Raw genomic sequence first — 20,262 nt, 5'->3', positions numbered from 1 at the left:
CCTTTACGGCGCGGGCCGCGACACGGGGGCGGGACGAAACCCGACACGCGGCGTGTTCGTTTCCCGATGGGCCCGCTTGCGGCGCGGGGCGAACCTAACCGCATGCTCGATCAATCGCTTCCGAAAGCCCCCGGTCACGCCGCGCTGCGGCGGGGCCGGGTGTCGGAAGCGCATCACGTCTATCTGGTCACGTTCACGACCGCGCAGCGGCGTGCTTTGTTCGCCGACGCCGAGCTGGCGCGGTGCGCGATCGCGGCGTTGCTGGATCGGCGTTCGTGGGAGCGCTCGGAGCTGTTGGCCTGGGTGTTGATGCCGGACCACTGGCATGGGCTGGTCGAGCTGGGGCCGCGGGATTCGCTGCCGGCCCTGGTTCGCCAGCTGAAGTGTTGCGCATCGCGACGGGTGCGCGCGGCGATGCACGGGCAACCGGTATTGGATGCGGTGTGGGCGCAGGCTTACCACGACCATGCCTTACGGCGGGAAGAGTCGTTGATCGACGCGGCGCGGTATGTGGTGATGAATCCGGTGCGGGCCGGGTTGGTGCGCGATGTGCGGGAGTATCCGCATTGGGGCGCGGTTTGGGCCGGGGGATCGGTGGCCGGTGCCGGTGCAGGCGCCGAATCTCGGGATCTCTGGCTGGAAGGCGGTCTCTGAGGTTCGTTTGATTTGCCGGAACCTGGTTGCGGTGGCTGGGCGCGGGTTTTCTGATCGGGTCGCGGTCGTTGCGGATTCGCGGTCGCGGCTTGTGACCAAAGGAAATCCCTGTGGGGCGCCGCTCCTACCCTAGAAGCCGTTGTGAGCTGAAGGAATGCAGGTTTCTCATCGGGTCGCGGCGGTTGTGGGTTCGCGGTCGCGGNGCTGCGTCGCTTTTGGGTAGGAGCGGCGCGAGCCGCGACCACCATGCTTCGCCTACTGCGCAAACTTCAGCATCAATAGATCATCCAAGCGCCTTACCCCGGCGCACTACGCAACACCACGATGCCGGCGACGATCAGGGCGACGCCGCCCAGGCGCAACGGGGTGATGGATTCGCCGAACAGGATCGAGCCGATCAGCACGGTGCCGGCGGCGCCGATGCCGGTCCATACGGCATAAGCGCTACCGACAGGCAAGGCGGTCAGGGCACGGCCGAGCAGCCAGACGAAGGCGATCAGGGCCACGATCGAGACCGCGGTCCAGCCGGGCTTGGTGTAGCCCTGCGACAGCTTCATCGTCAGCGCCCAGGCCACGTCGATCAGGCCGGCGGCGATGAGCATGGTCCAGGCCATGGAGGGTTTGATGGCTTCTGCGATCATGGCGCTTTCTCGCGACGCAAGGCTTCGGCGACGCTGTCGCGGGCGCGCACGCGCTCGAGGTAGGCGGCCAAGGCGGGGTACGGGTCGAGCGCGATCTTCAGCGGGCGGGTCCAGTCGGCGATGGTGAACAAGTAGGCATCAGCGACGCTGAAACGGTCGCCGAGCAGGTAGTCGCGGTCGGCGAGGTGGCGCTCGACCACGGCCAGGCGCTTGGCCAGGCGTTCGCGTGCGACGTTGGCGGCTTGTTCGCCGTATTCGGGGTGGAACAGCCAGGGGCTGAAGGTCTTGTGCAGTTCCGAGCTGATGAAGTTCAACCAGCGGTGCAGTTCGTCGCGCTCGGGCGTGCCCGCCGCGGGGGCGAGGCCGGCTTCGGGTTTCAGATCGGCCAGGTGCAGCAGCATCGCCACGCCTTCGGTCAACACGCGGCCGTCGTCGAGCTCAAGCAGCGGCACGTAGCCGAGCGGGTTGAGTTCGCGGAAGTCGCGGCCTTCGGCGACGACCAGGGGTTCGGCGCCGAGGCGCACGCGGCGCAGTTCGGCGTCGAGGCCGAGTTCGCGGATGACGATGTGCGGGGCGAACGAGCAGGTGCTGGGGGTGTAGTAGAGCTTCATGGCGTACTCCAGTCGGGAAGCCGATACTTTCCGCGCACCCCGACGCCGCGCCAACACGGCGAACCGACAAGGATTGCTTGCACATGCGACACGAACGATTGAGCCTGGACGACCTGGAACTGGTGCGCGCGATCGGCGCGCACGGCAGCCTGACCGGCGCGGCCAAGGCCTTGGCGCTGGACCATTCGAGTGCGTTCCGGCGCCTGGCCGCAGTCGAGGCGCGGGTCGGCGCGGCGCTGTTCCGGCGCAGCCGCCGCGGCTATACGCCGACCGATGCCGGCGAGTTGACCATCGCCAGCGCGCAGCGCGTACTCGCCGAGACCGAGCGCTTGCAGCGCGAGCTCGCTGGGCGCGATGCGCGTACCGAGGGGCGCATTCGCATCACTCTGCCGGACACCCTGGCGCCGGTGGCGGCGCGCATGTGCGCGGCGTTTCGGGCTGAGCAACCGGGGCTGCGCTGCGATCTGGTCGTGGCCAATGCGTTCTTGACCCTGCAGCAGCAGGATGCCGATGTGGCGCTGCGGGCGAGCGTGTTGCCGCCGGAAGGTTTGTCCTCGCGCAAGGTCGCGGCGATTTCGATCGCGGCCTATGAGGCGGCCGGGCGCGGCAGCGGGCGTGGCGGTGGCCGTGGCAAGACGACGCTCGACGAAACGGCGCTGGCGCAGGGCGATTGGGTCGCGCTCGATGAGAGCCTGGCGCATCTGTCGTCGGCGCAGTGGTTGAGCGATCGGGTGCCGGCCGAACGCATCGCGATGCGGGTCAATACCTTGCCGGCAGCGTTGGCGGCCTGCGAGGCCGGATTGGGGCGGGCGCTGTTGCCGTGTTATCTGGCCGATGCGTCGCCGGGTGTGCGGCGGATTTCGGCGCCGTTGCCGCAGGTGCGCGCGGATTTGTGGTTCGCGACGCATCCGGATTTGCGGCGGTCGGCGAAGGTGAAGTTGTTGCGGGAGTTTGCGTTGAAGTGGTTGCCGGGCGAGGTGGAGTTGGGTTGATGCGGTTGATCGGCGCTCGGCCCTCACCCCTCTTCCGTTCACGGGAGAGGGGCTTTGTTGCGGTGTAATCGGGTTGGGTGCACGATACAGGAACGCAGGGATGTAACCGTGATGCGTGGGAATGCATTGTCGCGCCGCGACCGCACAAATCAATCGGCGACGCAAACGGAGCGCTGAAGCAAATCCACCCCGCTCCCCTTTTCCATAGGGGGGAACGGCATGAGGATGCGTGGGGAATTTGTTGCGCGACGGGCGCGGCGTTGCTCCCCCTGTAGGAGCGACGTGAGTCGCGACCGCGACGTCGCAACGACAACGCAAACCGCGATGTCGCCACGCCGGCTGCGTCATCGACGCAGCCGGCTATTGCCGTGAATCAGCGGCTCAGGTGCCGCCGACTTCGCCGAGGCCCTTGCGCTCGGATTCGCGCGAGGCGCGGATCTGGGCGTCGACGGCAGCGATCGCGGTCATGTTGACGACGCGGCGCGGGGTCGAGGCCGGGGTCAGGATGTGCGCCGGCTTGTCCAGGCCCATCAGGATCGGGCCGATGGCCACGCCGTCGGTCATCACCCGCACCATGTTGTAGGTGATGTTGGCGGCATCCAGGTTCGGCAGCACGAACAGGTTGGCGCGGCCGTGCAGGGTCGCGTTCGGGAAAATGCGCTTGCGCAGTGCGTCGTCCCAAGCCGTGTCGGCCTGCATTTCGCCGTCCATCTCGAGCTTGGGCTGGCGCTGCTTGATGATCTGGCGGACCTTGCGCATCTTCGCCGCCGACGGGTTGTCGTGGCTGCCGTAGTTGGAGTGCGACAGCAACGCGACCTTCGGCTCGATGCCGAACAGCTTGAGGCGGTAGGTCGCCTGCAGGGTCGCTTCGGCGATCTGCTCGGCGGTCGGGTCGACCTGGACGTGGGTGTCGAGGAAGAACCAAGCGCCCTGGTCGTTGATCACGCCGGTCATCGCCGAGGTGCCCGACACGCCCGGGTCGAAGTCGAAGATGCTGCGCATGTAGCCGAGCTTCTTGTGGAAGCGGCCGACCAACCCAGAGATCATTGCATCAGCCTCTCCACGCTCGACCATGAGGGCAGCGATCAAGGTGGGGCGCGAACGCAGCAGGTTCTTCGCCGCCGCCGGGCTGACGCCGCGGCGCTCGGTCAGGGCGTGGTACTGCTGCCAGTAATCGTTGAAGCGCGGGTCGTCGTTGATGTTGGTCAACTCGAAATCCACGCCTTCGCGCATGCGCAGGCCGAGGCGCTGGATGCGGGTTTCGATGACGTCGGGGCGGCCGATCAGGATCGGCAACGCCAGCTCTTCGTCGATCACCGTCTGCACCGCGCGCAACACGGTCTCTTCCTCGCCTTCGGCGTAGACCACGCGCTTACGGTCGGCGCGGGCGCGGTCGTAAACCGGCTTCATCAGCAGGCCGGTGCGGTAGATGTATTGGCTGAGCCGTTCCTCGTACTCGTCCATGTCGACGATCGGACGCGCGGCGACGCCGGAGTCCATCGCCGCCTTGGCCACGGCCGGGGCCAGCATGACCAGCAGGCGCGGGTCGAACGGGCGCGGGATCAGGTATTCGGCGCCGAAGGTCGGCACGTCGCCGCCGTAGGCGCTGCCGAGGTCGGACGATTCCATGCGCGCCAATTGGGCGATCGCGCGCACGCAGGCCAGCTTCATTTCTTCGTTGATGACGGTCGCGCCGACGTCGAGCGCGCCGCGGAAGATGTACGGGAAGCACAGCGCGTTGTTGACCTGATTCGGATAATCCGAACGGCCGGTCGCGATGATGCAGTCCGGACGCACGGCCTTGGCGTCTTCGGGCAGGATTTCCGGATACGGATTGGCCAGCGCCAGGATGATCGGCTTGGCGGCCATGGTCGCGACCATCTCGGCCTTGAGCACGCCGCCGGCCGACAGGCCGAGGAACACGTCGGCGCCGGCGACGATGTCGGCCAGGGTGCGCTTGTCGGTGTCGCGGGCGTAGCGGGCCTTGTCCGGGTCGAGATTGGGACGGCCGGTGTAGAGCACGCCGTCGCGGTCGACCGCGAGGATGTTCTCCGGCTTCATGCCCAGGGCGACCAGCATGTCGAGGCAGGCGATGCCGGCCGCGCCGGCGCCGCTGGTGGCGAGCTTGACGTCTTCGATCTTCTTGCCGACCACTTCCAGCGCGTTGAACACCGCGGCGCCGACGATGATCGCGGTGCCGTGCTGGTCGTCGTGGAACACCGGGATCTTCATGCGCTCGCGCAGCTTGCGCTCGACGATGAAGCACTCCGGGGCCTTGATGTCTTCGAGGTTGATGCCGCCGAAGGTCGGTTCCAGCGAGGCGATGATGTCGACCAGCTTGTCGGGGTCGCGCTCGTCGATTTCGATGTCGAACACGTCGATGCCGGCGAACTTCTGGAACAGCACGCCCTTGCCTTCCATGACCGGCTTGCCGGCCAGCGGGCCGATGTCGCCCAGGCCGAGCACGGCGGTGCCGTTGCTGATGACCGCGACCAGGTTGCCGCGGGCGGTGAGCTCGCTGGCGGCGTTGGGATCTTCGACGATGGCCTCGCAGGCGTAGGCCACGCCCGGCGAATAGGCCAGGGCGAGGTCGCGCTGGGTCACCATCGGCTTGGTCGCGGTGACCTTGATCTTGCCCGGCGGGCTGAGGCGGTGGTAGTCGAGCGCAGCGGTTTTCAGATCGTTGTCGGACATCAGGGAATGGCTGCCGTGGCAAGGGCGCGAGGAAAGGTGGACTTGCAGTCTAAAGGATCGCCGACGCGGATTCGCGCGACCGCGGTGGCGAAAGCCTTAGTACTTTGGAGTTGTACCCGCAGCGCAGCGCGGGCGCTTTGCCGAACCCGGCGCGGGCCGGCCGCGGCGATCGGCCGCGCCACCGAACCGACGCCGGCGTATGGGCGGACCGGGCCGAAGCGCAGGGGATCAGGGCGCATCGGCGGCCGCCTTGCGCTCGGGCTGGACCGTGCTGCGCCAGGCCTCGAGGAACTGGCGGCGCTTCAGCGCGTCCAGATACACCAGCAGGCCCGGCCCCAACGGGATAGGGCGCAGGGCGCGCACCCGCGCGCCGTCGCGCGCGTGCGGCGACAGCGGCGCGCCGTCGGCGGCGCGGATCGGCTGCAGGCCGACCTGCTGGGCCAGCATGGCCTGGCCGCGCGGCGACAACAGGTAATCGAGGAAGCGCCCGGCCTCGGCGGCGTTCGGCGCGGTGCGCGGGATCAGCGCGGTGCGCAGCAGGACCAGGGTGTAGTCCTCGGGCAGGACGATGCCGAGCGGCGCGCCGGCGTCGATGCGGGCCTGGGCGTAGGAACCGAGCACGTTATAGGCCAGGGCGAGTTCGCCGCGGGTCACCCGGTCGAGCAAGGCGCCGGTGCGCTCTTCCAGCCGCACGCGATTGTCGCCGAGCGCGGCCTGCAGGGCGCCGGCCATGCTGCCGAGCTGATGGTCCTGGGTCGCCAGCAGATAGCCGACGCTGCTGCGGGCCACGTCGTAGGTGCCGACCCGGCCGACCAGCGGCGCGGCCGGGTCGCGCAGCAGCGCGAGCAGCTGCCGGCGCGTATGCGGCACGCGCGCCACCGGCAGCAGGCGCTTGTTGTAGACGATGACGATGGGTTCGTAGCTGATGCCGAAGGCTTCGTGGCGCCAGTGCGACCATGCCGGCAAGCCGACCGTGGCCGGCGAACGGTGAGCGAGCGCGTGGCCATCGTTGGCGAGCTTGGTCTGCAGGTCCATGCCGCTGCTGATCAGCAGGTCGGCGACGCGGCCTCGGCCGGCGGCGAGGTGGTGGGTGTAGATGTCCTGGGCGACGAGGTCGGAATACTCGACCTCGGTGCCCGGGTGCAGGCGCTGATAATCGGCGATGACCGCGGCGAAGTTCTCGATGTCGGTCGAGCCGTGGATGCGCAGTTGCGCGCTGCGGGCCTGCGGCGCCTTGAACAGGCGCACGTCGCCGGGCGCGGCGTGGGCTGGAGCGGGGAACGAGTTGAGAAGAGTGAGAAATGAGTAAAGGCAAAGGCAAAGCGCGGCGCTATAGCGCGAGGCATGGCGCTTCTTCTCGTTTCTCACTTTTCCGTACTCGCTTCTCATTTTCCGTACTCGTTTTTCAAACCGCGCTCCTCGGCAGGAGCGAGGAACGAGTTGAGAAGAGTGGGGAACGGGTAAAGGCAAAAGCAAAGCGCGGCGCTATAGCGCGAGGCATGGCGCTTCCTCTCATTTCTCACTTTTCTGAACTCGTTTTTCATTTTCCGTACTCGTTTTTCAAACCATGCTCCTCGGCAGGAGCGAAGAACGAGTAGAGAAGAGTGAGAAATGAGTAAAGGCAAAAGCAGCGCACAGCGCCGAAACGCTTCTTCTCGTTTCTCACTTTTCTGCACTCACTCCTCACTTTTCCGCACTCGTTTTTCAAACCGCTCTCCTCGGCAGGAGCGAGGAACGAGTTGAGAAGAGTGAGGAACGAGTAAAGGCAAAGGCAAAACGCCGCGCCATAGCGCGAATCTGGGCGCACCTTCTCGTTTCTCACTTTTCTGAACTCGTTTTTCAAACCATGCTCCTCGGCAGTCGCAACGTCACCACCAACCCGCCGCCGACGCGGTTGGACAGATCGATGCGGCCGCCGTGGCTGTCGACGATGCGCTTGACGATCGCCAGGCCGAGCCCGGCGCCGCCGGCGGCGGCATCGTGGCCGCGGGCGAAGCGCTCGAACACGGTCTGCGCGTCGGCCGGGGCGATGCCGGGGCCGTGGTCGGCCACGGTCAACACCGCGGTCGAGGCGCCCTCGCCTTCGGCCACGGTCAGGGCGATCTGCAGCGGCCCGCCTTCGCTGCCGGGCCGCGGCTGGCCGTGCTTGAGCGCGTTGTCGATCAGGTTTTTGATCGCCTCGCGCAGCAGCAGGGCATCGCCGCGCACCAGCACCGGGCCCTGGGTCGCGGCCAAGCGCACGTCGGGGCGCGGGGCCGACTGCGGGATCGATTCGTACAGCGCTTGATGCAGCAACTCGGCCAGATCGACGGTCTCGAACTGCTGCAGGTGCGAGCGGTGGATCGCGCTGGCATCGCTGAGCAACTGGTTGAGCAAACGGCTCATGTGGCTGGCGTTGCGTTCGATGGTGACCAGGCTACGGCGCTGCTCGGCCGGGTCGTCCTCGTCGAGGGCGAGCTGGGCCTGGGCGCGCAAGGCCGCCAGCGGCGTGCGCATCTGGTGCGCGGCGTCGGCCATGAACGCGCGCAGGGTCTCGTTGCTCGCCGACAGCCGCGCCATGAAGCGGTTCAAGGCGCCGACCAGTTGGTCGAGTTCCAGCGGCACCTCGCCGGCGACCGGCTTGAGGTCGGAGGGTTCGCGCAGCGACAGGTCGCGTTCGAGTTTCTGCAGGGGCCGCAACGCGCGATGCACACCAACCCAGACTAAGGCCAAGGCCGCGAACGACAGCACCACGATGGCGACGATGGCGCGCAGCACCACGTCGTCGGCCAGAGCTTCGCGGGCGATGCGGGTCTGGCCGACCTGGACGATCGCCTGCCCCTGCGTGGCCGGCCCGGCGACCCAGCGCGAGACCGCGACGAAGCGCGTGGGTTCGCCGCGATACAGCGCATCGAACAGCCGCGGCTTGCCGTCGCGCGGCGGCGACGGCGGCACCGGCAGGTCGTCGTAGCCGGTGATGGTCGCGCCTTCGCGGCTGGCGACGCGGTAGAACACCCGGTCTTCGGGCGCCATCGCCAACAGGTCGAGCGCGGCGTACGGCAGATCGACCTGCCACTGGCCGTCGACCAGGGCCACGCTGTCGGCGATCGACAAGGCCGACGCAATCAACAGGTGATCGTAGGAACGGTCGGCGGCGGCGCGGCCGTAGCTGCGCGCGGCGACGAACAACAGCACCGCGCCGATCAACGACAAGGCGCCCAGATAAACCAGCAGGGTGCGGCGGATCGAACCGTGCCGCGGCGGCGACGTGCGCGCGGACTCAAGCATCGAGCGGCTCCGCCCCGGTCTGCTCGGCGGCCGGCACCGCCGCTTCGAGCATATAGCCGACACCGCGCACGGTGAGGATGCGCAAGGGCGCGGCGGCAAGACGCTTGCGCAGGCGGCCGACGTACAGCTCGATCGCGTTCGGCCCGGCCTCGTCGTCGAAACCGAACAGGCCATTGCCGATCTCGTCCTTGCTGACCACCTGGCCGAGCTTGCCGATCAGGATTTCGAGCAGGCGGAACTCGCGGTTCGGCACTTCGATCGGCTCGCCGTCGAGCGTGACCCGATGCGCGGCGCTGTCGAAGGCCAAGCTGCCGACCTGGATCACGCCGGCGGCACGGCCTTGATTGCGCCGCAGCAGCACCCGGCAGCGCGCTTCGAATTCGCGGAAATCGAAGGGCTTGCCGAGGTAGTCGTCGGCGCCGACGTCGAGCGCCTTGACCCGGTCTTCGATGCCGTCGCGTGCGGTCAGCATCAACACCGGGGTGGTGTCGCCGCGTTCGCGCAAGCCGGCCAGCAGGCTGAGGCCGTTGAGCCGCGGCAGGCCGATGTCGAGCACGATCAGGTCGAAGGCCTGGTAGCGAAGCACACTCGCCGCGGCGATGCCGTCGGACTGCCAGTCCACCGCGTGGCCGTCGCGACGCATCCGCCTGACGATGGCGTCGGCGAGATCCGCGTTGTCCTCGACTAACAGAATGCGCATCGAACGGGGGCCCTTGCAGTTGCCGAAGTCAGGTCCCGCCGGGCCGATCTCGGCGGGACAGCTCCAATGGCAGGTCCAGTGACAGGTCAATGACAGCTTCGCCCGCCTAGCCTGCGCTCGAGGGGTTGCGGCTGGCCGTCCTGGCCGAAGCAACTATAAGCGCACGAACACGCGCCTGTCGTCGAAAAACGGCAGAAAAATAGGGAAACCAGATGCCTACGATGGTGCTTTTCCGTCACGCCGCCGCGTGCGCCGCGCTGTGCCTGTTCGCTACCCCATGCCTGGCCGAAGACGGCCCGGTCACCGCCGAACTCGGCGGCCGCCTGCATTGGGACTTCGCCGATTTCGACAACGATGCGCGCGGCCTGCGCAACGGCGACGACACCGAGGTGCGTCGGCTCTGGCTCGACGTGTCCGGCAAGTTCTACGGCTGGGGCTACAAGATCGAAGGCGACTTCGCCGGCCTGCAGGACGATTTCTCCAAGGACAGCATCGAAGCCAAGGACGTCTACGTCACCCGCGACTTCAAGGCCGGCAAGCTGACCCTGGGCCAGTTCAAGCAGCACTTCACCCTCGACGACCGCATCAGCTCGAACTACGGCGTGTTCATGGAGCGCAGCATGTTCGCCAGCTCGGTCGCGCCGCTGTACCGGCTCGGCGCCGCCTGGATCACCGCGCGCGAGAACTACACCGTCGCCGGCAGCGTCTATAGCCTGGAAAACATCGACGTGTGGCAGGTCAAGGGTCAAGCGGTCGGCGCACGCGGCACCTGGACGCCGCTGCACGACGAGCAACGCACCCTGCACCTGGGGCTGTCACTGGCGCGCGAGGCCTACGACCATCCCGGCCGCGACGGCGCCAACGCGTTGCGTATCGCCCCGCGCCCGGCCGGGCATCTGTCCGACAACAGCCGAGCGACCTTGATCAACTTCAATCGCGGGCTCGACACCGATGTCGACAAATACTCGCTCGAGTTCGGCCTCGCCCACGGGCCGTTATACCTGCAGTCCGAACTCGGCGGCGCCAACTTCGACGACGGCAGCCAGCGCGGTCAGGTCCGTTCGGCCTATGGCCTGGTCGGCTGGTTCCTGACCGGCGAATCGATGCCCTACGACAGCAAGACCGGCCGCTTCGCCCGGGTCAAACCGGCGCACAGCACGGGCGCCTGGCAGGTCGCGCTGCGCTACGACACGATCCGCGGCAAGCAGCACCTCGCTGGCCGCGGCAACTTCAGCGACGTGTCGATGGAACAGGCGAGCGTCGGGGTCAACTGGCATCTGCGCTCGAACCTGCGCTTCATGCTCGACTGGATCGAAAGCCGCAACCGCGACCGTCTGGCCGATCGCACGCTCGACCGCACCCGCGCGTTGACCGGGCGGTTTCAGTACGACTTCTAAAGCAGGAGTGAGAAGCGAGGAGTGAGGAGTGAGTAAAAACACTCCGCTTTCGCCCTCTCTCACTCCTCACTTCTCCCATCTCACTTCTCGCCCCAACGGAGTCCCTCATGTTGACCGCGCTCGGCTTCGGCATGGTCCTGACTTTCATGTATCTGATCATGAGCAAGCGGATGTCGCCGCTGGTGGCTCTGATCGTGATCCCGATCCTGTTCGCCCTGGTCGGCGGCTTCAGGAACGACATCGGCGAGATGATGATCGAGGGCATCAAGAAGATCGCGCCGACCGGCGTGATGCTGATGTTCGCGATCCTGTACTTCGGGGTGATGATCGACGCCGGCCTGTTCGACCCGGTGGTCAAGCGCATCCTCAAGCTGGTCAAGGGCGACCCGGTCAAGATCGTGGTGGGCACCGCGGTGCTGGCGATGCTGATCTCGCTCGACGGCGACGGCTCGACCACCTACATGATCACCGTCTCGGCGATGCTGCCGTTGTTCCAGCGCCTGCGCATGAACACGCTCAACCTGACCTGCGTGACCATCCTCGCCGGCGGGGTGATGAACCTGACCCCGTGGGGCGGCCCGACCGCGCGCGCGGCGACCGCCTTGCATGTCGACCCGAGCGACGTGTTCGTGCCGCTGGTGCCGGCGATGGCGGTGTCTTTAGTCGGCATTCTGCTGCTGGCCTGGTACCTGGGCCTGCGCGAGCGCAAGCGCCTCGGCATCGTGACTCTGGACGGCCATGCCGCCGACTGGAACCCCGACCTCGACACCGCCAGCGACAACCTGCCGACCCTGGCCGACAGCGAAGACACCAAGCGGCCGAAGCTGCTGTGGATCAACGCCGCGCTGACGCTCGGGCTGATGACCGCGCTGGTGCTCGGCGTGCTGCCGCTGCCGGTGTTGTTCATGATCGGCTTCGCTTTCGCCCTGGTAATCAACTACCCGGACCTCGCCGAACAACGCCGCCGCATCGGCAACCATGCCGGCAACGTACTCGCGGTGGTGTCGCTGATCTTCGCCGCCGGCATCTTCACCGGCATTTTGTCCAACACCGGCATGGTCGAGGCGATGTCGCGCAGCTTCCTGGCGGTGATTCCCGATGCCTGGGGCCCGTACCTCGCGGTGATCACGGCGATCGCGAGCATGCCGTTCACTTTCTTCATGTCTAACGACGCGTTCTACTTCGGCGTGCTGCCGATCCTGTCGGAAGCCGCCGGCCACTACGGCATCACGCCCGTCGAGATGGCCCGCGCCTCGCTCGCCGGCCAGCCGGTGCATCTGCTGAGCCCGCTGGTGCCGTCGACCTATCTGCTGGTCGGCATGGCCAACGTCGATTTCGCCGACCACCAACGCTTCACTCTGACATGGGCGGTGTTGATCTCGCTGGTGCTGATGTTCGCCTCGCTGGCGCTGGCCTTGTATCCGCTGGCGTCTTGATCCGGCCCTTGCAGGAGCGGCGTGAGCCGCAACCACCCCAGTCATGTACGCGAGCGGAGCGGCCGAAGCCTGGAGCAACCATCTGTTAGATCGGTCGCGTCGGTTGTCCTGGCTTCGAACAGAACGCTTTCGACCATCGCTTCGGTTGCTCGCGGCTTACGCCGCTCCTACAGAAAGTCATAGCCCCACTTCGTCGTTCGTCCATCACTAGGAACCGCGCCATGACACTCCGCATCGCCTACGTCACCAGCGGCATGGGCAGCCTCGGCACCGCGATCTGCCAGAAGCTCGCCCACGGCGGCCACACCGTGGTCGCCGGCTGCGGCCCCAATTCGCCGCGCAAGGCCGCCTGGCTGCGCGAACAGCGCGAGTTGGGTTTCGACTTCATCGCCTCCGAAGGCAATGCCGCCGACTGGGACTCGACCGTGGCCGCGTTCGCCAAGGTCAAGGCCGAGGTCGGCGAGATCGACGTGTTGGTCAACAACGCCGGCGGCACCCGCGACGTGCTGTTCCGGCAGATGACGCGCGAAGACTGGAACGCAGTGATGGCCGGCAACCTGCACAGCCTGTTCAACATCACCAAGCAGGTCATCGATGGCATGTCGGCGCGCGGTTGGGGCCGGATCATCAACATCGCCTCGGTCAGCGCGCAGAAGGGCCAGATCGGCCAGGTCAACTACGCCACCGCCAAATCGGCGATGCACGGTTTCACCCGCGCCCTGGCCCAGGAGTTCGCCGCGCGCGGCGTCACCGTCAACACGGTGTCGCCCGGCTATGTGGCCAGCGCCGCCATCAGTGCGTTTCCGCCGGACGTGCTCGACCGGCTCGCCGCATCGGTGCCGGTGCGCCGCCTGGGCAAGCCGGACGAAGTCGCCAGCCTGTGCGCGTGGTTGGCGTCGGACGACGCAGCTTTCGTGACCGGCGCGGATTACGCGGTCAACGGCGGCTTGCACATGAACTGAGTTTTCCGGCTTCCGGCCGCGTCGTTACCCCTCCCCCCACGCGGCCCGGAAGTCGTTTTTATCTTGAGGCCCTGGGTAGGAGCGGCGTGAGCCGCGACCAACCGCAGCGGTGTACGCAAGCGCTTTATCCGGAGTCCGGACATCTCAACCTGCTTGTGCTCGTTTCGGCCGATTGCCTGGTCTTCGGACGAGACCTTCGCGTACGTAACTTCGGTTGGTCGCGACTCGCGCCGCTCCCACCCTTAAAGCAGGGCGATCAACCGATTTCGCTGAAATCGCCTTCGGCCATCTGGTCCAGGCGGATGCGGTTGGCGAACAGCGAGAACGCCAGCATCCCGGCCAAGCCGTTCGCCCGGGTGATCCACGGCGGCATCCAGCGCGGCGGCGCCAGCACGCCGCTGTCGAACAAGGGCTCGAAGCGCTGCACGTCGCCGAGGGTCATCTTGCCGGCGAATAACCAGCGGCACAGGTGCAGCTTCTGCTGGCGCAAGGCCCAGCGGAAGAAGGTGTGCACACCGACCAGGCCGCGCAGATAGACCGCGTCCTTGGTGAAGGCGGAGCCGCCGTTCGTCGGCACGCCGCGGAACACGCGTTGAGCCGAGGCGAAGCTGTCGGCCGGCGATTGGCCGGCGTCGATGAAGTAACGGAACACCTGGATGAAGTCGGCGCCGTCGAGCGCCATCGCCACCGCATCGATGCGCAGGCTCAGGCGCTTCATGCGGCCGATGTCGATGCTGCCGGTGATCTGTTCGGCGAAGGTCGCCAAGCCCTCTTGCGTTGCGGTGGTGCGCGGCGACGACAGCGCCAGGCTCGGCAACACCGGTTGTTCGCGGCCGTTGAGCGCGGTCAGCGAATGCACGAAGGCTTCGTGCTGCAGTAATTGATGGCGGTCGTAGTCGCTGAAGGCCGCGCCGCTGCGCAAGCGGATGCGGGTCGCGCCGGCCGCGGCCTTGGCGATCAGGTCCGGGTCGAGCACGACTTCGATCACGCGGGCGTCGAAGTAGTCGTCGAGGTCGCGCTGCAGTTGCAGGCTCAGGGCGGTCGCGGAGATCTCGACCGTTTCGGCCGGCGACATCAGCTCGCGGTCGAGCTCGTTGGCGATCGAGATGAAATGGTTGGCGGCCTCGCGTGTGCTCGGCCCCTGCCCGGGCAGCGCCGCATCGGGCTTGCCGAACAACTGCACCGAGTAGGCGGTGACCGCGGTCGAGCCCAGCGATTCCAGCAACTGCGCGGCGATGCCCCAGGAATGCGCCGATTCGATCAGGTACTCGCCGAGCGGATGATCCGGGTCGGCTTCGGCGGCGACGGCTTCGAGTTCGCGGCGCGCTTCGCTGAAGTCGTACTTCGGGTACTCGATGACCGGCAGCAGCGCGACGCCGCGCGCATAGTCGTCGAGGAACTGCACTTCCAGGCCGGACGGCCAGCTCGCCATGGTCAGCAGCTTGATCCCGCGCGCCACCCGCACCATGCGCGCATCGAGCGCGGCGTGGTGCTGGATTTCGCTGTGCAGGCTGGGGCTGAGCAGGCTCATGCGGCGAGGCCTTGGGGGTGTTTCGCGGTGGAGAGCAGAGGCAAGAGCAGGAGCAAATCCCCCCTGCCCCCCTTTTGCAAAGGGGGGAGGCATCTGGCGAGGTTAGTCGCTTGCCTGGAGCTTTCGCGGCTGGCCATTACGACGCAACCATCCACGAGCCCGTGCCGTCCCCCCCTTTGCAAAAGGGGGGCAGGGGGGATTTGCTGTTCGTCCTGCGCAAACATCCCGTCTGCGCTCGGCCCTGCGACCGAACCCGGGCGCTCAGCGGCGCCCATGCTTGGCGTCCGGCCGCTTGTTGGGCGCCTTGCCGACCGCTTTCACATCGGCTTTCTGCGCGCGCCGGTTGGCCAGCTTATTGGCCGCACCGGCGACTTCGTCGCGCAGTTTCAGGTAGCTGGCGAAACGCTGCGGAGCGAGCCGGCCGCCTTCGATCGCCGCGCGCACCGCGCAGCCGGGCTCGCGGTCGTGCGTGCAATCGCGGAACTTGCACTGCTCGGCCAGGGCTTCGACATCGCTGAAGTTTTCGGCGACGTCTTCCTCGCCGGTCGGCTTGAGTTCGCGCATGCCCGGGGTGTCGATCAGGCAGGCGCCCGACGGCAACGGGATCAGAGCGCGATGGGTGGTGGTGTGGCGGCCGCGCGCATCGCTTTCGCGCACCGCACCGGTCTTCATGCGCTCGATGCCGAGCAGGCTGTTGGTCAGGGTCGATTTGCCGGCGCCGGAGGAGCCCACCAGCACCACGGTGCGGCCCGGCTGCAGCCACGGCGCCATCGCCGCGACGCTGCCGTCGCGGTCGCGCGCGTTGACCGCGCGGATCGCCACGCCCTCGGCCAGTTCGGCCAAGGCGCCGATCGCGTCGGCGACCGCGTTCTCGTCGGCGGCGATGGCTTCGTCGGCCTTGGTCAGCACCACGACCGGTTCGGCGCCGCCGCGCACCAGCAGCAGATAGCGCTCGATCCGGCGCGGATTGAAGTCCCCGTCGAGACCGCACACGATGAATACCGTGTCGATGTTCGCTGCAATCAGCTGCTGCTTGTAATGCTCGCCGGCGGCGCCGCGCTTGATCGCGCTATAGCGCGGCAGCAGGGCGACGACCTTGCCGCCGCTGCCGTCGCCGTCGATCAGCAGCCAATCGCCGACCCCGGGACGCTGTTCGGGCGCGACCGAGCCTTTTTTGTAATTGGCCGGGCGTTGCCATTCGGGCAGGGATTCGACCCGGTAGCCGCTGTCGGGCCCTTCGGACACGACGTAGCCGCTGCGGTGCTGTTCGGTCACCCGCGCCGGGCGGGCCTGGGGGTGGTCGAGCAGCGCCTGGCGCCAGACGGGGTCGGCGGGCAACGGCTCGTCGGCCGTGATCGGCCAGCCGATCGCCTGCAAGGCAGCGAGTTCAGGAGTCAAAGGCGCGGGCAACGAGGGTCATGGCGCGATTCTACATAGGCCGGACGCGGGTTTCGGCCTCGGCGCAGGCCTCCGGACCGGCGGCGAACGCGGCGGCGGCCGGGATCGGGGCCGCCGGCCCGGCCATTCCGTGCGCGCCGGCGCAGATCGCGGGCGCCCGGAATCGCCGCCCCCGGCTGATTCGCCGGACCGATTCAGCTAGTCTGGGGGTCTCTCCTTCTACCCAGCCCTGCCCCGATGTCATTGCCGCCCCTGAAAACCCGCGAACGCCTGTCCGAAGTCCGTTACGAAATCCGCGGTGAACTGGCCCGGCGAGCCCGTGAGTTGGAGGCCCAGGGGCGCAAGCAGATCAAGCTCAACATCGGCAACCCCGGCGCCTTCGGCTTCCGCGCGCCCGAACACCTGCAGCGCGCGATCGCCGACCACATCGCCAACACCGATCCCTATACCCATCAGCAGGGCCTGCCGGCCGCGCGCGAAGCCATCGCCGCGTTCCACAAGCGCCGCGGCACGCCCAACGCCTCGCCCGAGCGCGTGTTCGTCGGCAACGGCGTCAGCGAGCTGATCGACCTGTCGCTGCGCGCCCTGCTCAATCCCGGCGACGAAGTGCTGCTGCCCTCGCCCGATTACCCGCTGTGGTCGGCCGCGACCATCCTCAACGACGGCCGTCCGGTGTATTACCGCTGCCAGCCCGAGAACGGCTTCCTGCCCGACCCGGACGAGATCGAGCAACTGATCTCCAGCCGCACCCGCGCAATCGTGCTGATCAACCCGAATAACCCGACCGGCGCGGCCTATCCGCGCGAGCTGATCGAACGCATCGTCGCGATCGCCGCGCGCCATAAGCTGCTGCTGATGTGCGACGAGATCTACGACTCGATCCTCTACGACGGCGCCCAGTTCACCCCGGTCGCGCCGATCGCCGGCGACCTGCCCTGCCTGAGCTTCGGCGGCCTGTCCAAGGTGCACCGCGCCTGCGGCTGGCGCGTGGGCTGGGCGGTGCTGTCGGGCGACCCGGTCGCCAGCGGCGACTTCCACCACGCCATGGACCTGCTCGGCGCGCTGCGCCTGTGCGCCAACGTGCCGGGCCAGTTCGCGATCGAAGCCGCGCTCAACGGCGAAGACACCATCACCCCGCTGTGCGAGCCGGGCGGGCGCCTGTACGAAGCGCGCCGCGCGGTGATCGAGTCGGTCGAAGCGAGCCGGCATCTGGAACTGGTCGCCCCGGCCGGCGCCTTGTACGCGTTCCCGGCCGTGGTCGGCGCCGCCGCGCAGGGCTTCGACGACCACAAGTTCGCGCTGGAACTGCTCGAAACCGAAGACGTGCTGGTGGTGCCGGGCTCGAGCTTCAACGTGCCCTATCGCAACCACTTCCGCGTCACCCTGCTGCCGCAGCCGGCCGAGGTGCGCGAGGTGTTCCAGCGCATCGAACGCGTGCTCGACCGTTACGCCGAACGCGGCGCCCAGGTCGAGGCCCAACGCGCCGCGGTGGCTTGAAGCAAGCATGGCGCTGTCCTATCTCGCACTCGGCGACAGCTACACCATCGGCGAAGCCGTGCCCGAGGCTGGGCGCTGGCCGCTGCAGATGGCGAACGCACTGCGCGAGCGCGGCATCGGCCTGGCCGACCCGCGCATCATCGCGACCACCGGCTGGACCACCGACGAGCTCGCGCTCGCGCTGGACCTGGCCGAACCGCTGGGACAGTGGGATTTCGTCAGCCTGCTGATCGGCGTCAACAACCAGTACCGCGGCCGCAGCGCGCCGCAGTACGCCGGCGAGTTCCGCGAATTGCTCGAACGCGCGATCCGCTACGCCCACGGCCGCGCCGATCGCGTGCTGGTGTTGTCGATCCCCGACTGGGGCGCGACCCCGTTCGGCGCCAGCGACCAGCGCGGCCCGGCGACGATCGGCGCCGAGCTCGATGTCTTCAACCAGGCCGCGCGCGAGATCTGCACGCGGCACGGCGTCGCCTTCGTCGACATCACCCCGATCTCGCGCGCACGCGGCAGCGAAGCGGCGATGGTCGCCGAGGACGGCCTGCATCCGTCGGCGGCGATGTATACGCAGTGGGCCGAGCTGGCCCTGCCGGTGGCGCAACGACTGCTGCAAACGCATACGAGCTGAACGCGGCGCAGTCGCGGTATCGGCGCGCGCCGCCTCGCCGCCCACGATGTGCTTTGCGACGCTGTGCGGCGATGGCCGAGCGCCGGCGCCCCTGGAATGCCAAACTGCCGCCGGCGGCATGGCCGCGCACGGAGTCCGGACCCAGCAATGAACGAAGCGGTACAAGCCATGGCCCACGGACAGGCGGACCGCATCGCGCGCGCCTATCTGCCCGAGCATCCGCTCGGCAATCGCTGGGACTATTACTACAGCCGCGCCAAGCTCGGCAGCGATCCGCTCTATCCGGGCGTCAGCGCGGCCTTGCGCGGCACCCGCGCGCCGCTGCTGGACTTGGGCTGCGGCCTCGGCCTGCTCGCCCACACCTTGCTCGCCGACGGCATCCGCCTGCCCTACCGCGGCGTCGACAGCGATGCGGCCAAGATCCGCCGTGCCACCCGCGCCGCGGCGCGGGTCGGCCTGGATCAGGCCGTATTCGAAACCGTCGACCTCGCTCACGAAGTGCCCCAGCATCGCGGCAGCGTGGTGATGCTCGACGTGTTGCAGTTCATTCCCTACCCGGCGCAGGCACGGGCGATCGACGCGATGATCGCGATGCTGACCCCGGGCGCACGCCTGGTGATCCGCACCGGCCTCGACGACGGCACCGGCCGCGCGCGCATCACCCTCGCGGTCGACCTGTTCTCTCGCGCGCTGGGCTGGATGAATGCCATGCCGCGTTATTACCCCAACGGCGAAGCCTTGCGAGCACGTTTGCGCGAGGCCGGGCTCGAAGTCGAGTTCACGCCGCTGTTCGGGCGCACGCCGTTCAACAACTGGCGGATCGTGGCGGCGCGTGCGGAGTGAGGCTTGCGCGGTAGCGCGATAGATCGCGGTCGCGGCTTGCGCCGCTCCTACCCTTGGAACGCGGCTTTGGAGTAGGAGCGACGCGAGTCGCGACCGCGAACCAGCCGACCTGAGCGCAGGCCGATCGGCCTGCGCCGCCCTCATTCGACCGACGGCACCACGCAGCGGTAATCCAGCTCGCGCAAACGCCGCAACAACACCGCCATGGTCTCGACATTGCGCCCGTGACCCGCGCCTTCGTGCATCAACACGATCGCGCCCGGCGCCAAGTCTTTTTCGATCCGCGCCACCACCGTGGCCGGGTCGGCCGCGACCGCGTCGAAGCCGCGCGCGCTCCACGCCACCCGGATCAAACCGTGCGCGCTCAACGGTTGTGCGGTGAACGGATTGGCCATGCCGACCACGGCCCGGAACCAGCGCAGGCGCAGGCCGGGGATCAAGGCCTGCAAGCGCGCCTGGGCGCCGCCGATCTCGGCGGCCATCGCCGCCGGCCCCAACATCCAGAACCGCGCCGAAGGATGGCTGGCGCTGTGGTTGCCCAGGTCGTGGCCGCGGCGGACGATCTCGCGCAGCAAGTCGGCGCGTCGTTCGGCGCGCTGCGCGACCACGAAGAAGGTGGCCTTGGCCTGGTGCTCGTCGAGCAGGTCGAGCAGGGCCAGGGTGTCGTCGGAGGGGCCGTCGTCGATGGTCAGCCAGATCACGCGTTCGCGGGTCGGCAGCCGCGACAGCACCGGGCTGAACAGACGCGAGCGCGGCCACAGGGTGCCCCAGACCATCGCCCCGTGGCTCAGCAGCAGGGCCGGCAGGCCGACGGTCCATCCGTAGCGCGCCCACAAAGCGACCATCAGCAGCTGCGAGCCGAGGAACAGCCACAACCAAACGCCCGGGCGGCGCGGAGGACGGTGGGTGACGAGGATGGCGTTCATACGCAGCGGGCGGTTCCGACGGTCGGGAGGGGCTCCGCGGCAGCCCGAGACGCCGGCGGATGCCGCATCCTACCTTGCGACGTAG

The 20,262-nt window shown here is 67.9% G+C and carries 18 protein-coding genes; 8 read left to right on the top strand and 10 right to left on the bottom strand.

Annotated features, from left to right (window positions below; genetic code table 11):
• The first annotated feature begins 102 nt into the window (after positions 1 to 102).
• The gene (locus ACTJJK_RS06615; protein ID WP_440729814.1) at positions 103 to 654 is read left to right on the top strand and encodes an REP-associated tyrosine transposase; all 552 of its coding nucleotides are present in this window, start codon (positions 103 to 105) and stop codon (positions 652 to 654) included.
• Between the two features lie 296 nt (positions 655 to 950).
• On the opposite strand, the gene ACTJJK_RS06610 is transcribed toward ACTJJK_RS06615, so the two are convergent.
• Both ACTJJK_RS06610 and ACTJJK_RS06605 read right to left on the bottom strand, forming a co-directional pair.
• Positions 951 to 1,295 (bottom strand): DMT family transporter, encoded by a 345-nt coding sequence (locus ACTJJK_RS06610; protein WP_036148141.1) that lies wholly within the window; start codon positions 1,293 to 1,295, stop codon positions 951 to 953.
• Positions 1,292 to 1,906 (bottom strand): glutathione binding-like protein, encoded by a 615-nt coding sequence (locus tag ACTJJK_RS06605; protein ID WP_440729813.1) that lies wholly within the window; start codon positions 1,904 to 1,906, stop codon positions 1,292 to 1,294. Before ACTJJK_RS06605 ends, ACTJJK_RS06610 begins: the two co-directional genes overlap by 4 nt.
• Before the next feature lie 83 nt (positions 1,907 to 1,989).
• Between ACTJJK_RS06605 and ACTJJK_RS06600 the strand changes: the two genes are divergently transcribed.
• Positions 1,990 to 2,898: a LysR family transcriptional regulator gene (locus tag ACTJJK_RS06600; protein WP_440729812.1), complete on the top strand. Its 909-nt coding sequence runs from the start codon at positions 1,990 to 1,992 to the stop codon at positions 2,896 to 2,898.
• Between the two features lie 381 nt (positions 2,899 to 3,279).
• On the opposite strand, the gene ACTJJK_RS06595 is transcribed toward ACTJJK_RS06600, so the two are convergent.
• The 5 genes from ACTJJK_RS06595 to ACTJJK_RS06575 form a co-directional block, all read right to left on the bottom strand.
• Positions 3,280 to 5,592, bottom strand: coding sequence for an NADP-dependent malic enzyme (locus tag ACTJJK_RS06595; protein WP_440729811.1), 2,313 nt, complete (start codon positions 5,590 to 5,592; stop codon positions 3,280 to 3,282).
• Between the two features lie 228 nt (positions 5,593 to 5,820).
• Positions 5,821 to 6,981, bottom strand: coding sequence for an ABC transporter substrate-binding protein (locus ACTJJK_RS06590; RefSeq protein WP_440729810.1), 1,161 nt, complete (start codon positions 6,979 to 6,981; stop codon positions 5,821 to 5,823).
• Between the two features lie 151 nt (positions 6,982 to 7,132).
• Entirely contained in the window at positions 7,133 to 7,435 is a 303-nt protein-coding gene (locus ACTJJK_RS06585) for a hypothetical protein (protein ID WP_440729809.1), read from the bottom strand.
• Positions 7,432 to 8,859, bottom strand: coding sequence for a sensor histidine kinase N-terminal domain-containing protein (locus ACTJJK_RS06580; RefSeq protein ID WP_440729808.1), 1,428 nt, complete (start codon positions 8,857 to 8,859; stop codon positions 7,432 to 7,434). The genes ACTJJK_RS06585 and ACTJJK_RS06580 overlap by 4 nt, the downstream gene beginning before the upstream one ends.
• Complete coding sequence (locus ACTJJK_RS06575; RefSeq protein ID WP_440729807.1) at positions 8,852 to 9,559, bottom strand: response regulator; 708 nt, start codon at positions 9,557 to 9,559, stop codon at positions 8,852 to 8,854. The genes ACTJJK_RS06580 and ACTJJK_RS06575 overlap by 8 nt, the downstream gene beginning before the upstream one ends.
• Positions 9,560 to 9,771: 212 nt before the next feature.
• Here ACTJJK_RS06575 and ACTJJK_RS06570 point away from each other — a divergent pair, with 212 nt between their 5' ends.
• The 3 genes from ACTJJK_RS06570 (at position 9,772) to phbB (ending at position 13,354) form a co-directional block, all read left to right on the top strand.
• A complete protein-coding gene (locus tag ACTJJK_RS06570) occupies positions 9,772 to 10,956 on the top strand; it encodes an OprO/OprP family phosphate-selective porin (RefSeq protein ID WP_440729806.1) in 1,185 nt (394 codons plus the stop codon).
• A gap of 107 nt (positions 10,957 to 11,063) precedes the next feature.
• Entirely contained in the window at positions 11,064 to 12,392 is a 1,329-nt protein-coding gene (locus ACTJJK_RS06565) for a CitMHS family transporter (protein ID WP_440729805.1), read from the top strand.
• 221 nt (positions 12,393 to 12,613) lie between these two features.
• Positions 12,614 to 13,354 carry an acetoacetyl-CoA reductase gene (gene phbB, locus ACTJJK_RS06560; protein ID WP_223621439.1) on the top strand — a complete coding sequence of 247 codons (741 nt, stop codon included), beginning with the start codon at positions 12,614 to 12,616 and terminating at the stop codon, positions 13,352 to 13,354.
• Positions 13,355 to 13,610: 256 nt separating this feature from the next.
• On the opposite strand, the gene ACTJJK_RS06555 is transcribed toward phbB, so the two are convergent.
• Complete coding sequence (locus ACTJJK_RS06555) at positions 13,611 to 14,885, bottom strand: flavohemoglobin expression-modulating QEGLA motif protein (protein WP_031371008.1); 1,275 nt, start codon at positions 14,883 to 14,885, stop codon at positions 13,611 to 13,613.
• 261 nt (positions 14,886 to 15,146) lie between these two features.
• On the bottom strand, positions 15,147 to 16,295 hold the full coding sequence (rsgA, locus tag ACTJJK_RS06550) for a ribosome small subunit-dependent GTPase A (RefSeq protein WP_440729804.1): 1,149 nt from the start codon (positions 16,293 to 16,295) through the stop codon (positions 15,147 to 15,149).
• A gap of 225 nt (positions 16,296 to 16,520) precedes the next feature.
• Here rsgA and ACTJJK_RS06545 point away from each other — a divergent pair, with 225 nt between their 5' ends.
• From ACTJJK_RS06545 to ACTJJK_RS06535, 3 genes are all read left to right on the top strand, one after another.
• Positions 16,521 to 17,780 (top strand): pyridoxal phosphate-dependent aminotransferase, encoded by a 1,260-nt coding sequence (locus ACTJJK_RS06545; protein WP_440729803.1) that lies wholly within the window; start codon positions 16,521 to 16,523, stop codon positions 17,778 to 17,780.
• Positions 17,781 to 17,787: 7 nt separating this feature from the next.
• Positions 17,788 to 18,408, top strand: coding sequence for an SGNH/GDSL hydrolase family protein (locus tag ACTJJK_RS06540; RefSeq protein WP_440729802.1), 621 nt, complete (start codon positions 17,788 to 17,790; stop codon positions 18,406 to 18,408).
• A gap of 168 nt (positions 18,409 to 18,576) precedes the next feature.
• On the top strand, positions 18,577 to 19,251 hold the full coding sequence (locus ACTJJK_RS06535; RefSeq protein WP_440729816.1) for a methyltransferase domain-containing protein: 675 nt from the start codon (positions 18,577 to 18,579) through the stop codon (positions 19,249 to 19,251).
• Positions 19,252 to 19,391: 140 nt separating this feature from the next.
• Here the strand turns inward: ACTJJK_RS06535 and ACTJJK_RS06530 are convergent, their stop codons facing one another.
• Complete coding sequence (locus ACTJJK_RS06530) at positions 19,392 to 20,177, bottom strand: polysaccharide deacetylase family protein (RefSeq protein WP_440729801.1); 786 nt, start codon at positions 20,175 to 20,177, stop codon at positions 19,392 to 19,394.
• Positions 20,178 to 20,262: the final 85 nt, after the last annotated feature.

The sequence above is a fragment of the Lysobacter sp. 22409 genome (genome assembly GCF_052045105.1).
Taxonomy (GTDB): Bacteria; Pseudomonadota; Gammaproteobacteria; order Xanthomonadales; family Xanthomonadaceae; genus Lysobacter; species Lysobacter antibioticus_B.
Note: the sequence above shows the minus strand (reverse complement) of the source record. Positions and strands in the feature narration are given on the sequence as shown.